The sequence below is a fragment of the Exiguobacterium sp. Leaf187 genome (assembly GCF_001423925.1).
GTDB classification, from domain to species: Bacteria; Bacillota; Bacilli; order Exiguobacteriales; family Exiguobacteriaceae; genus Exiguobacterium_A; species Exiguobacterium_A indicum.
On record NZ_LMPR01000009.1, the window covers coordinates 174,339 to 188,256 of the forward strand.

Sequence of the window (13,918 nt, forward strand, 5' to 3'; positions counted from 1 at the left end):
TGGAGCAGATGAGTGAAGCAGTCGTCATCGTAAGTGCGACGCGCACGGCGATCGGAAATTTCAATGGGAGTTTGAAGGACGTCAAAGCAACGGAACTCGGAGCGACAGTCATCCGTGCAGCACTTGAAAAAGCAGGTGTCGCTGGGAATCACGTCGATGAAGTCTTTTTCGGTAACGTCCTCTCAGCAGGACTTGGTCAAAATCCAGCACGGCAAGCGGCACTCGCTGCCGGATTACCGGAGACATGTCCAGCGATGACCGTTAACAAGGTCTGCGGATCCGGTCTCTCAGCCGTCCATCTCGCGTATCAGGCGATCAAGTCGGGTGAAGCCGATGTCATCGTTGCCGGTGGGATGGAGAACATGAGCCAAGCGCCGTATGTCCTATCGGGCGCGCGGTCTGGGCTGAAGATGGGTGACCAACCGCTCGTCGATACGATCATCCAGGATGGACTTGAGTGTGCGTTTAATGACTATCACATGGGAATCACGGCGGAGAATTTAGCCGACATCTACGAACTCTCCCGCGAAGCCCAGGACCAGTTCGCGGCGACGAGTCAGCAAAAAGCGCAGACGGCATTAGCAGAAGAACGGTTCGTTTCGGAAATCACGCCAGTGTTGATTCCACAACGAAAAGGCGACCCGATCCGTTTTGATCAAGATGAGTTTCCGCGTGCCGGAACATCTGTCGAAACACTCAGTCGTTTGCGCCCGTCATTCAAGAAGGACGGAACGGTCACGGCAGGCAATGCATCTGGCATCAATGACGGAGCTGCGGCGCTCGTCATCATGTCCGTGACAAAGGCACAAGAACTCGGCGTGACACCACTCGTTGAGATCGTCGCGAACGGAACGTCCGGTGTCGACCCGAGCATCATGGGAATCGGTCCCGTCCAAGCGGTCCAAAAGGCACTCGATAAAGCGGGACTGACGCTTGAGGAGATTGATGTCATCGAAGCGAACGAAGCGTTCGCGGCACAATCTCTCGCGGTCGATGCGGAGCTACAGTTCCCGCATGAGAAGCTCAACCGAAATGGCGGTGCAATCGCGCTCGGTCATCCGATCGGTGCGAGTGGGGCGCGGATTCTCGTTACGTTGATCCATGAACTCGAGCGGACGGGTGAGACACATGGTCTTGCGACGTTATGCGTCGGGGGCGGTCAAGGGGTAGCGACGATCGTCAAAAAATACGAAGGTTAACTAATAAAGCACGAGACGAAGGAGATGTTTGCTCCCGTTGTCTCGTGCTTTATTGATTTTAGCGAATCGTTAACATGTCTTTGTAACTGCTTTTTTCGAGAATTTGCACGGAGGACATCCGTGACCATTCCTTCAAGGAAATCTCGGGATGTTGCTTCACGAAGTCGGAGACGATCATGTAACCGAGTCTGTATTTTACGAACGATGGAATTTGTTTTTCGTAATTTCCTAAGAACAGATCATCCGTCGTCAATCGTTCCGCATTCAGCTCCGAAATCACATGCTCTAAAGTATGGTCAAGTAGAGGGGCGATCGCTTCCGATGATTCCACAGGATAAAGCTTGTGGGCAAAGAATTCCGCTTTTCCTTCGAGGATGATGTAATCGAGCATCGTCGCACGATTCGGTTCATCGAGGGCTACGGTATGATGGTACTCATGCGCCGTTGTGTTGCGTAATGATGTTTCTGAAAAATCCTTCAAGAAGAACAGACTCATTGAATTGTTTCCTTGCGCGACACCGCTGACACCACCATAATGTTTGGCATCATCATGCTCGATTGGTGTCGTCGGGGAGACGAAGACGACGAGCTTTTCATCTCGTGGAAGTTGTTTCATCGAAGTCAGGAGACTGGACTTGATCTGTTTCATGATGCGCTGATGGTGTTTTTTCAAATATGTATTCATGTGCTTTAAGTCCTTGCTGTTTTCCGATGGCTGTTCGTAAAGGCTAGGAACGGGCATCGCTTGGAGCTGTTCTTTTTTGATGACGCTATTTTTAGCGCCCAATACATATTTTTTAAATAGTGCCTCATTGTCCTCTGGATGTTTCGAAGCCGCTTGAATGTAATCGTCATACGCCTTGTACAAAGGAACGATTTGAATCTCTTGTTTCTCATGCGTAAATGAGATGTCATACGTCTTCGGTTTTTCGGCAGCGGGGGAACAACTGGCAAGTAAAAGGGTGGCGCTAAGAAGATAGATAGATTTCATAGAAAAACCTCCTGTTTGATTATCCATATATTTACTTTCTTCACGAAGCCTTTTAATCCTACTACGTCATATGAACTTATGAATCCGGTTTCATGCTTCGACGCACAGACGTAACAAATTCTATAGACCATAGCTCCACCAAACTTTCTGCGCAATTTTCAGAATATTCTCCAGATAAACTCCTAGCACGAGCTCTTAAACGTATGGTATCCTTTCGAACGAAGTACTTCATCTGCTTAGGGAGCGAGATGAAGTCGATCATCATCAGTGGGGGTTTATTATGTCTAAAACTGTTCCAACATCATTTATCATCGTCATCGGCATGATGCTCTTCGCCTTATTCTTCGGGGCAGGAAATCTCATCTTTCCGCCGATGCTCGGACAGCTCGCAGGGGAGCATGTCTGGGTCGCCAATGCCGGATTCCTCGTCACCGGTGTCGGTCTACCATTGCTTGCGATTCTCGCATTCGCGTTTTCAGGGGAACGCGATTTACAAGCGATGGCGTCACGCGTTCATCCTGCGTTTGGAATCGGGTTCTCGGTCATTCTGTATCTTGCGATCGGTCCCTTCTTCGCGATTCCTCGTGCCGGAACGGTCTCGTATGAGATCGGCATCAAGCCGTTCTTCAGTGAATCGACGAGCCACTGGCCGCTGCTCATCTTTACGGTCTTGTTCTACACGGTTGCTTGTCTCTTATCATTGAATCCGACGAAAATCGTCGATGTCGTCGGGAAAGTACTGACACCGATTAAGATCACGTTCATCGGTCTGTTGATCGTCGTTGCTGTCCTGCATCCGATCGGAAGTTTTCAGAATCCTTTGAAGACATATCAGTCGAATGCCTTCTTTAACGGTTTCCAGGAAGGATATATGACACTCGATGCACTCGGTGCCTTCGTCTTCGGGATCATCATCATCGCAGCGATCAAGGAAAAAGGTGTCACATCGAAGCGACAGTTGCTGTTGATTTGTACGAAAGCGTCATTGATCGCAGCGGCTTTGCTAGCAATCACGTATTCGGCACTTGCCTTCATGGGTGCTTCAAGTGTCTCGGAAATCGGACAACTGGCGAACGGAGCAGAAATCTTGTCTGCTGTGTCCGATTATTACTTCGGTGAATACGGTGCGATTTTACTCGGTCTGATGATCACGGTCGCCTGTATGACGACAAGCGTCGGCTTGATCACGGCCTGTGCGTCGTTCTTCTCGGCACTCGTGCCAAAAATCTCGTACGTCAAATGGACGATTGGTCTATCGGTCTTCAGCGCACTCGTCGCGAACATCGGTCTGAATCAATTGCTCGCCGTCTCAAAACCAGTCTTGATGACACTTTATCCACTGGCAATCTGTCTCATCTTCCTGACATTCTTGCATCCACTCTTTAAAGGTAAACCAGCCGTCTATCAAGGGGCGCTTTGGATGACATTCGTCGTCAGTTTGTTTGATGGATTGAAGACAGCAGGGATTAACGTCTCAGCTGTCACGAACGTGTTCGACGCGGTATTACCGTTTGCTTCCGTCAGTCTCGGATGGGTCGTACCAGCCATCATTGGTGGAGTGATCGGAGCAGTCGTCGGTAAGAAAACAGCGGAGACACAATCGTCGTCGCGTGTGGCTTAAATTAAATCCCTTCACTCAGATTACACTGGGTGAAGGGATTTTTTTGTAACGATGAAACGTATTCTAACAACAGTTGTTGACAAAAACCGGAGGAATAATGCTATAGTGTTAATGCAAATGATATTCATTATCAATTAGAAGGAGTGATAGGTGATGTTCATCCAATTAAAAACATTTAAAGTCAAAAAAGGAAGTGCTGTTGAAATGATCGAGCGTTTTTCAGGAAAGGGAATCATCGAGCAACAACCAGGGTTCCTCGATTTAAGTGTCTTACATAAGAAGCGTACAAAAGAGGAAGAAGAAGTTCTTGTCCTGATCCGCTGGGATTCGGAACAAGACTGGAAAGCGTGGGAAACGAGTGAGGTACACCTTGCCGGTCACCGAGAAAGAAGGGGGCAACCAGGTCCCTCCTTCATTCTTGACGGTCAGCAACATTACTATGATGTGATTGGATTTAAGACAGCAGATACATGATCGACACAACAATAAACAATCACGTAGGCAAGTGAAAGAAAAGCATCTCGAAGATTCCCTTACATATTGATCAAGATTGAACGGATACGGAAAAGCGTCAGATGGTATATGTTTTTTAGGAGTGAGTTGAAAATGACAGAAGCACTGCATGCATTTCGAGTGAGGAAACACGCTTTACAGACAGGAGGACAATTAGCGATACGTCCGGGTTTGATTGTCGTCATACAAGGCGTTGGCATTACCTACACGGAAAGGAAACGTCTAGAATCGGGCGAAGCCTGTTTCATCATGAAATCAGGTGAACGATTCATCGTCCAGGAGGGACATTGTCTCTTGTATCAGTTAGAGGTTGAACTGACGCCATTTCTAGTCTACCGTCAACCAACGAATGAACTAGTGGAGTGTTTAGAACGAATGCGCGGATGTCCAAACACAATGACCGGTTCTCTTAGACAACATCGCTATCTGTATCAACTACTGGAGCAATTAAGTGAACGTCGTCATGAGCAGACGTTTGAGGAAGTGACGTCCCAGTGGTTAAAAGAACTCGGAAAATCAAGAACAGTCAGTGACTTGGCAAGTGAGTTAAACATGTCACTGCCGACGTTTTCCCGCCAATTCAAAAAGCACTACGATCAATCACCAAAGGAACTGATTCATCAATTGCGGATGCAACGGGCGAAGGAGTGGATGATTGCACATCCAGATTGGACGATTGCTGAGATCGCAGAACGTGTATCAATCAATGATGAATTTTATTTCAGCCGTCTCTTTAAAAAACGTGAGGGACTATCACCAAGTCAGTACCGGAAACGGTTGTTTCCACGGGTCGGAATCTGGAGTCAAGCGTTGTTGCAAGATCACTTATTGGCACTTGGCATTCAACCTGTCATCGCACCGTCTTTTCCGACACAATATCGTTCGAACGGTGTGCCAGACTATTTAAGTGAACTCGAAGGTACGCAACTATACGACGCGTCAGCAACGATTTTACCGGAATGGTTTGAGACATCAAATCTCGATCTCGTTTTACGGACACCGATACGAGGTGAATCACCACCTATGTTGACGTCTTGTCCGTTCATCGATATTTCGAAACAAACTTGTTGGAAGGATTACTTGTATGCTGTTGCTAGGGCAACCGATACGCTTGAGCGAACGACTGACATCATCAACGAAGTCGAAACGCTTGAAACAATTGTGAAGCAACAGTTCGAATTCAATCGGAATGTGACATGGGCAGTTATTTGGATCAGAGACTCAGAAGTCCGACTGTACGGACGAACAGGGCATACGATGTTAGATTTTCTGTTCAGTGAAATCGGTTTACAGCCCGTGGAAGGACTCCCGCACACCGTCTACATGACAATCAGCCTAGAAACATTACAGCAGTTGGATCCGGATGGTCTGTTCATACTGTGGAGTCAACCTGCAGATGTGGAACGAATTCGAGGAACGAGGGTGTGGCAAACGCTTCGTGCCGTTAGGTCGGAGCGTATATTTTACCCAGACAGTGTCGATTGGGATCCGTGGGGACCACTTGGGAGAATGCATATGTTACGTCAATTGCATACATATATCAGCGATAGTAACTGTTTTGTTTGTCCATGAAGAATGAAAAGAAAATCCATGTCACTCATCATTGATAATGATTATCATTACAGACGGAGTTCACGATGAGGCAGAGAAGACTGACAAATGAACCTAAAAAGTCGTCGCCTTGTCGTACGAAAATTAGGGAGGATCGTTTGTTTGATTGGTGTTAAATCTCACGACGATATGTGACTTCTGCATTTAATCGATTGTGAAAACGGATTGAAGGAACTTGAAAACGTTTTACTTAAAATAAGTGTGTATACGCACCATCAAAAACGGGGAAACCCGTTTTTCTATTGATGTGGAATGAGAATGATTTTCAATAAGGGGAGGAACAGAGCGTGCGAACATGCGAAGAACAAATCGAGCGATTAGCGACCGAGGTGACGCTTCAATCGTTCATGAACAGCTACATCAGAGAAGTGAACCCGGGCGAATGGGTCAACGAGAGACCGTTTGATGCATCCGAGACATCCTCTTTTTATTGGATGAAGCCGTATCTCATCGAAATCAAACGTCGTTCCATCATCGGACGCCACGAGATTGGAATGATTCGTGAAGAGACAAAAAGCGGATGGCGGGAAGTTTCAGCCATGTCCTGTATCATCACCTGTTGCATCAAGCTTCAACAAAAAGACCCGAATCAAACGGACTTACTCTTTCGCGTTCTTGACAGTCACCGGACAGTGCAATTGATTTTAGAGGAACAGCTGAACGCACAAGAGCAAGAGACGTTCATCGATTATGAACAACGCTTGTGGTGTGGTCATTGGTTCCATCCGACCCCGAAAAGTAGAGTCGGTATGACCGACTGGCAACAAAAGGCGTATGCGCCTGAATTCCGTCAACCGTTTCAACTTCACTATTTTACAGTACATGAGACATTGCTCGAAGAACGTTCAGGTAGCTACGAGACAATCAGTCAGCTGATGGAAAACCAACTGGGTGATTCGATTCAAGTGACAGCGCAAGAGCGACTCGTTCCGATTCATCCACTTCAAGCAGAGTATTTGTTGCGTCAGCCGACAGTCGAGCAATGGTTTGAGCAAGATATTATCCGTTATCACGGCGCATCTGGACCACTCTATAACGCAACTTCGTCGATCCGGACCGTCGAAGCACTCGACCGAAGTCATATGTTGAAGTTATCCATCCCTGTCCAAGTGACGAACTCAAGACGCGTCAACAAGCGACACGAATTAGAGGCTGGTTATTTGATGTATCGCTTGTTTTGTCATCTGTCTCTGCCTGATACGTTTGACCTTATTCACGATCCTGCATATTTAGCGATCCGGACTAAAGAAGAGACCGGATTCGAAGTCATTTTGCGAGAGCCAGCACCCCACGCGGTAAATGTTGCGGCACTCGTCCAACCGGCATTACCGAATTCAGAATCGCTCCTGCTGCGGCTCATCCGGCAGTCGGGATCAATCGCATCGAAACATGTCACTCGGTGGTGGAAACAGTACCTGGAGTTGACGTTAGGAGCAATCGTTACACTGTATGAGGAACAAGGAATCGGACTCGAGGCGCATCAGCAAAATAGTCTCATCACATTCGAAGACGGATGGCCGGTTCGATATCACGTCCGGGATAATCAAGGCTATTACTTAGCAGACACGAATCGAGATTCCTTTACCCTGCTGGAACCGGAACTGAAGCATACGACGTTGTTCTACCCAGAAGAAGTCATTGCTGAGCGTTTGACGTACTACATGATTTGGAACCATCTAGCGAGTATCATCGACCGATTGGCAGCAGACACATTATTAAAGGAAGAAGTTGCTATCGCGTTACTGCACGAATGGTGTCAAGTACGAGTTAAAAGTCTAGAAGGGCGAGGCAGAGCTTGGCTTTTGATGTTGTTAGAATCGCCGACACTTCCATACAAGGCGAATTTACTAACACGCCTACAAGGACTCGATGAACTTGAAGTCGAGGGGGAACGGGTTTGTTTCATCGACTTGGATAATCCGTTACGGGAGGGCAACTATGCTTTACGACAGCAAAACACGCATCTGCAAACAACTTCTTGAGAGTTTGTTATTCGAGCGGATTCTTCCTTTTACTGAAATGATTGTCGGAATGAAGAATCGTTTTACATTCCACATAAAAGATAGTGAAGTGACAGTCGAAGGAAAACGCGGTCCTTTCGACCGAATCCGGCTCGACATCACGACGTTACGCTCATCGAAGTCATCTGGCGTCAACGACTGGTTTGAGCATCTCTTGACGCAGTTGCCGATCCCGGACGACTTTCAGGAAGAGTTGCGACGTACACATGATTTCGATGACTCGTCGCAGCGACATCGTCTACGAATCCATCGAGCAGGCTTAGATTATGAAGAGTTGGAGCAGACCATCATCGAAGGGCATCCCTATCATCCTTGTTATAAATCAAGGATTGGTTTTTCGCGAGCTGATCACGAGGCATACGGACCTGAAGCGGGCAATCGCTTCCAGTTACATTGGATTGCCTTACCTTCTACGCTCGTTCAAGGGAGTGGAATCCTACCTATTCCACTGATTCTTGGAGAACCGCTTCTACATATGTTTTTAGTCAAACTGGAAGATTTCAACCAAATCGATTATCAGATTCTTCCTGTCCACCCATGGCAATGGTTACGTATCAAGCAGGAGGTGGCACAAGTCGGAGGTGTCGACTTAGGCGAAGGCGGGGTATTCGTGCAAGCGACGCAGTCGATTCGAACCGTTTTTTGCCCAGGTCAGCCCGAACTACCGCATATCAAATTGCCGCTCGACTTGAAGCAAACGTCAGCCGTTCGGACTTTTTCCGTGCCGAATGTCGTGGCAGCTCCTGCAGTATCGGATTGGTTGAAAAAACAGGCGAGTGAATTGCCGGTGACGCTGTTATCTGAATTTGCTTCATGCGTCGGCTCAAGCGGTCCACTTGCGGGTCGGGTCGGCTGTGTCTTTCGTGAAAACGTCTTGACGTATGCTCAACCGGACGAGCAAGTCATACCTTTGACGGCACTTGCTCAAATCGAGGTGGATGGACGACATTTTTTAGGACCGTGGTTGGAACGATATGGTCATGAACGGTGGCTTCGTCGATTCTTCGTCGTCTATCTCGAACCAGTCATCCGACTCGTGATTGAAAAAGGCATCGGTATGGAAGCTCACGCCCAAAATACGTTACTTGTCTTACGGGACGGATGGCCGGAACGGATCATTCTCCGCGATTTTCATGATAGCGTCGAGTTCGTCACCGAGTTACTCGACGATCCATCGGATGTACCCGATTTTAAGAGGCTACATCCTGATTTTGATGCACCGCTCAATACCTATTATGAAATGTCACACCCGCTTGCCTTACGCGAGCTGCTGTACGATACATTATTCGTCTATCATTTGACGGAACTAGCGTATCAACTTGGACTGACGGAGAACTTGAGTGAAGCGACATTCTTTGATTGGATGCATCAGACGATCGAGGGGTTGCCGATTGATCGAGACCGACTAGAACGAATCGGATGGTACGAACAAAGAGTAACGGCAGAAGCCTTACTGGCACCACGGTTTGGTTTGACGAATCAAATCGATGTAAAAAATTCACTAGTTCAACGAGGAGAGGAAGACGATCATGCTATGGATTGAGAAAGAATGGGTGACAGCAGAAGAATTGACGACACACGAACTGGTGAAGCAATCGTTCATAACGGAAGGGAAGAACGTAGCCATCTGTACGTCAGATACAAAAGCATGGTTAGCCCTCTGTCTTGCGATGCGACGTATGAATGGAACAATCCTTCCCATTCATCCGGATACGCCTGTTTCCGGTGCTGAGCGTCTAGCGATACAAGCCGGATGTGACTATTTGATTTATCAAGAGACCATCGTTCCGCTTCCGGAAGCGGAAAAACGTGCGGGTGGATTGATTCAATTCAGTTCCGGTACGACGGGGCAACCGAAAATCATTCACCGGACATGGGAGTCGATCGAGACGGAACTGAATGCCTATACGAATAGTTTTCCGCTGACGACGAAAGCGACGATCGTTGCTTGTCCGACGTCGCACTCATTCGGATTACTGTGTGGAGTGTTCGCGACTTTAAGACGTGGAGCAACACCAGTCATCTTACAAGATTTCTCACCACGTCATGTGCTAGCAATCCATCGTTTGCATCCGGACGCGATCATCTATACGGCACCGGGACTGGCGTATGCGATGAGTTTGTTCCCGGAATCCGTTCACGCAGTGATGATTTCCGGGATGACATTACCAGAAAAGTGGTTCCGTTCGATTGAACGTAAGACACATCATTTGCTTCAACAATATGGCTGTTCAGAAATCGGCTGTATCGCACTTCATCCAAATCCGCCGAGTCCGCAAGCGATCGGCTTTCCACTAGAGCATCTTGAGATTGAAACTGGAACGAAGGAAAAACCAGCAGAATTAGTCGTTTCGCAACAAGGCATACGGATTGGTACGAAGGATTTAATGTACGTTGAAGACGGGCTGCACTTTCTTAGCCGACTCGATGAGATGATCAATGTGTCTGGCTTATCTGTCTATCCCGGGGAAGTCGAAGATGTCTTGTATCAGCTACCGACCGTCGAGGCTGTCGTCGTCTTTAAACGAATGGATGCGTTCCAAGGAGAGCGCGTCTGCGCTCAACTCGTGACGACGGCATCGGAGGAAGAACTAAAACAACATTGCAAGAAGCATCTCGCACCTCATCAACGACCGACGGAGTGGCAACTCGTTGAGCAAATTGAGCTATCTGCGAATGGGAAAGTGAGTAGAAAACGATTGGGGGAACAAACATGTCCCGTTTAACGATTGCGCAATTCGAAGATATACTGACCGAACAGCTCGAATGGTCATCATCTGTCGCTATTTCGACAACAGACTCTCTACGAGATGATCTAGGACTGGATTCGATGCGCTTGATTCATCTGTTGCTTCACCTTGAATTGGAACACGGATTAGTGATTCCCGATGAGCACATGTCAGCCCTTCCCAAAATGCGAGTAGAAGAGTTGATGTCTGTTTTACAGGAGGTCATTCATGATTAAAGTACACTGTCTCGTCAGTTGCGTCTGCGAGACGATCAAACGATCGGACGCGGACCATCGTCCCTATTACTTTGGCGTGTGGGATTCTTCGTTTTCCTTGTCAGCCGATTATGTCCTCTCGCATCATGATGAAACAATCAACCATCAGGAGATGCTTGTTTGGTATGAACGTCTTTACGGAATCCCAGTCGAAGAATGGTACGATCACAAACAATCAAAAGAAGAAAACATCACTCAGCTGATTCAACGGATTGAACAGAAAAATATGGACGAGTCAGTGATCGTCATGTTGGATTTAGCTAGTCTACCTGAGCGCGAAAATAAATTTCACCATGATGTGTTTCCCCACTACGTCATGTTAGAGGCGACAGAAGATCCGGAAATATGGCATATGCTTGATCCTGATTTCCGGTATGAAGGTGAACTAGAAAGAGAACGTATTCTTGCAGCAGTACGCCATCGTGCTGTCGCTGGTGGGTTTGCGTTTCGAAGCACGGATGTTCGAATACCGAATGCGACGACGGTAAGTGCGTATTTCATGAGTTGTATAAAAGTACAACATCCATTGACTGAGGCAGTCAAACGTGTTGTGCATCACTATCGTGAACAACCTGAGGGATTACCGAATGCCTTAAAGCAGTTACCTGTCATTGCCATTCGAAAATATGCCTATGAGCATGCATTTGCTTATTTATATGAGGCGATCGGACGCGACTTGCAGACATCTGATTTTGAAGAATGGACGGATGAGGTTGAAACATTAGTCAATCAATACTCTGTCATCCAGCATCGGGCTGTCAAATACGCTGTAACGCGCCAACCGGAAGTGTACTTAGAAATCGAACGATTGATCGAAGAACAATGGGCACGGGAGAGTGCAATCAAACGGCAACTCGTCGACACGTTCCATGCGTATCAACGACAGGAGGGAATTGAACATGAAACTCGCACTCTGTACGATCAGCTATCGGCATCATCTGCGTTCATTTAATGATTTGATCGATTTTGCTTCAGAAGAACACTTTGACGCCATTGATATTTGGGGAGTTCATGCTGAACATTTAAGAACGGAAGAAGTCGATCGGCTGAAGTCGTCCCATCTGAACGTCAGTATGTTGAGTCATTATTTAAATTTAAACGCACCGATGTCAAAACTACTTGCGGAGACGAAACGACTCTCGCGATTAGCGACACGAATCGGAACGCAGCGCATCCGCATCTTTGCGGGGAATGAGGCGAGCCATACCTTATCCGATGCCAAATGGGATCAACTCGTTTATCGGTTGAAGGGGATTTGCCGTGTCCTTGATTCTGCAGGACAGCGATTATTACTTGAATTTCATCCGAATACTGCAACAGATACGGTAGAGGCAACGATACGTTTACTACAAGCGATCAACCACCCGGCATGTCGGATCAACTTTGACGTCTTACACGTCATCGAATCAAAGGCAGATCCCGTCGAAGCATACTTCAGACTCGCATCGTATGTGGATCACCTACATTTAAAAACAGTGGCGAATGTTGATCAATTTTCAGTCTTTGAACCAACAAATGTCTATGCGGCAAGCGGATCGCGGGAAGGGATGGTTCCATTGTTCGAAGGCATCGTCGATTATCACCAGTTCTTTGAAGACGTTTCAGGTCATCTCGATCACTTGACAGCAAGTCTCGAATGGTTCGGTCCTGATCCAGACAAGCGTTTAAAAAGTGATCGACTTCTTATTGTTCAAGCACTTGAAAGAGTACCCGTTTTGTCAAAATGATTCGAATCGATGGGGTTTAAACGTCAGCAGAAAAGGCAATTCCTCTACTGTATGTCATTGACCATCGTGTCACTTACAGAAAGGATGTTGAAACATGTCAGAACGTGTCTTCATTAGTCCCTCAAAGTATGTCCAAGGAAAGGATGTCATTGACCGGCTCGGTACATATGTGAGCCCGTTCGGTGAAAAAGCGCTCGTCATCGCGGATGATGTCGTCTGGAAAATCGTCAAGGAACGTGTTGAGCATTCGTTGTCCGGCGAAAACGTCGGCATCGAGAAAGCGGACTTCAGTGGTGAAGCCTCACGGCATGAAGTGAAACGAATCGCTGAGCAAGCACAAGCGGCAGATGTCCGGTTCGTCATGGGTGTGGGAGGCGGAAAGACGCTCGATACGGCAAAAGCCGTCTCGGATGAGCTGAACGTGTCCGTCGTCATCGTTCCGACGCTTGCTTCGACCGATGCCCCGACGAGTGCCCTCTCGGTCATCTATTCTGACGAAGGGATTTTTGAAAGTTATCGCTTCTATAAGAAGAATCCCGATCTCGTTCTCGTCGATACGAAATTGATCGCCCAAGCACCAGCGCGTTTCTTCGCGTCCGGAATTGCCGATGCGCTCGCGACGTGGGTCGAGGTCCGGAGTGTCGTCGCTTTTGGTGGACAGACGATGGCAGGAGGGCGTCCAACGATTGCGGCACAAGCGATCGCCAAACGGTGTGAGGAAGTCTTGTTCGAGCATGGTCGCTTGGCGTATGAATCCGTTCAGGCGCAAGTCGTCACGCCGGCACTCGAAGCCGTCGTCGAGGCAAATACGCTCTTAAGTGGACTCGGCTTCGAGAGTGGTGGATTAGCTGCAGCGCATGCGATCCATAACGGATTCACAGCCCTTGACGGTGAGATTCACCACTTAACGCATGGTGAGAAAGTTGCCTTTGGTACACTCGTTCAACTGGCGCTCGAAGAACATCCACAAGAAGAAATCGAGCGGTACATCGCGCTCTACACGGATCTTGGTTTACCGGTGACGCTCGAAGACGTCAAGCTAAAAGATGCGTCGCGTGAAGACATCGTCAAAGTCGGCGAGGCAGCGACTGCTGAAGGCGAGACGATCCACAGCGGTTTCAACGTCACGGCGGACGAAGTCGCGGATGCGATCATCGCAGCTGACCGCTATTCGAAAGCGTATCTAGCGAAACATGCTTCTTCCTGATTGATGTGTTTAAATCCGCTTCCT

At 47.8% G+C, this 13,918-nt stretch carries 12 protein-coding genes; 11 read left to right on the plus strand and 1 reads right to left on the minus strand.

Going from position 1 to position 13,918, the window contains the following annotated elements:
* The first annotated feature begins 8 nt into the window (after window positions 1–8).
* A complete protein-coding gene (locus ASF99_RS04795; RefSeq protein WP_055967235.1) occupies window positions 9–1,199 on the plus strand; it encodes an acetyl-CoA C-acetyltransferase in 1,191 nt (396 codons plus the stop codon).
* A 58-nt stretch (window positions 1,200–1,257) separates the two neighbouring features.
* On the opposite strand, the gene ASF99_RS04800 is transcribed toward ASF99_RS04795, so the two are convergent.
* The gene (locus tag ASF99_RS04800) at window positions 1,258–2,190 is read right to left on the minus strand and encodes a DUF2268 domain-containing protein (RefSeq protein WP_055967238.1); all 933 of its coding nucleotides are present in this window, start codon (window positions 2,188–2,190) and stop codon (window positions 1,258–1,260) included.
* A 280-nt stretch (window positions 2,191–2,470) separates the two neighbouring features.
* On the opposite strand from ASF99_RS04800, the gene brnQ reads away from it, so the two are divergent.
* The 10 genes from brnQ to ASF99_RS04850 all read left to right on the plus strand — a co-directional run bounded on the left by brnQ (window position 2,471) and on the right by ASF99_RS04850 (window position 13,894).
* On the plus strand, window positions 2,471–3,811 hold the full coding sequence (brnQ, locus tag ASF99_RS04805; protein WP_035398051.1) for a branched-chain amino acid transport system II carrier protein: 1,341 nt from the start codon (window positions 2,471–2,473) through the stop codon (window positions 3,809–3,811).
* A gap of 153 nt (window positions 3,812–3,964) precedes the next feature.
* Window positions 3,965–4,285 (plus strand): antibiotic biosynthesis monooxygenase, encoded by a 321-nt coding sequence (locus ASF99_RS04810; RefSeq protein ID WP_023467832.1) that lies wholly within the window; start codon window positions 3,965–3,967, stop codon window positions 4,283–4,285.
* 132 nt (window positions 4,286–4,417) lie between these two features.
* The gene (locus ASF99_RS04815; protein ID WP_055967240.1) at window positions 4,418–5,896 is read left to right on the plus strand and encodes an AraC family transcriptional regulator; all 1,479 of its coding nucleotides are present in this window, start codon (window positions 4,418–4,420) and stop codon (window positions 5,894–5,896) included.
* A 326-nt stretch (window positions 5,897–6,222) separates the two neighbouring features.
* Window positions 6,223–7,917 carry an IucA/IucC family protein gene (locus ASF99_RS04820; protein WP_055967244.1) on the plus strand — a complete coding sequence of 565 codons (1,695 nt, stop codon included), beginning with the start codon at window positions 6,223–6,225 and terminating at the stop codon, window positions 7,915–7,917.
* Window positions 7,874–9,499: an IucA/IucC family protein gene (locus ASF99_RS04825; protein WP_055967247.1), complete on the plus strand. Its 1,626-nt coding sequence runs from the start codon at window positions 7,874–7,876 to the stop codon at window positions 9,497–9,499. Before ASF99_RS04820 ends, ASF99_RS04825 begins: the two co-directional genes overlap by 44 nt.
* Window positions 9,486–10,682 (plus strand): AMP-binding protein, encoded by a 1,197-nt coding sequence (locus ASF99_RS04830; RefSeq protein WP_055967250.1) that lies wholly within the window; start codon window positions 9,486–9,488, stop codon window positions 10,680–10,682. Before ASF99_RS04825 ends, ASF99_RS04830 begins: the two co-directional genes overlap by 14 nt.
* On the plus strand, window positions 10,670–10,921 hold the full coding sequence (locus ASF99_RS04835; protein ID WP_023467837.1) for a phosphopantetheine-binding protein: 252 nt from the start codon (window positions 10,670–10,672) through the stop codon (window positions 10,919–10,921). The genes ASF99_RS04830 and ASF99_RS04835 overlap by 13 nt, the downstream gene beginning before the upstream one ends.
* The gene (locus ASF99_RS04840) at window positions 10,914–11,912 is read left to right on the plus strand and encodes a DUF6005 family protein (protein ID WP_055967253.1); all 999 of its coding nucleotides are present in this window, start codon (window positions 10,914–10,916) and stop codon (window positions 11,910–11,912) included. The genes ASF99_RS04835 and ASF99_RS04840 overlap by 8 nt, the downstream gene beginning before the upstream one ends.
* A complete protein-coding gene (locus ASF99_RS04845; protein ID WP_055967256.1) occupies window positions 11,860–12,687 on the plus strand; it encodes a sugar phosphate isomerase/epimerase family protein in 828 nt (275 codons plus the stop codon). The genes ASF99_RS04840 and ASF99_RS04845 overlap by 53 nt, the downstream gene beginning before the upstream one ends.
* Window positions 12,688–12,781: 94 nt before the next feature.
* Window positions 12,782–13,894: a glycerol dehydrogenase gene (locus ASF99_RS04850; RefSeq protein WP_023467840.1), complete on the plus strand. Its 1,113-nt coding sequence runs from the start codon at window positions 12,782–12,784 to the stop codon at window positions 13,892–13,894.
* The last annotated feature ends 24 nt before the right edge of the window (window positions 13,895–13,918 follow it).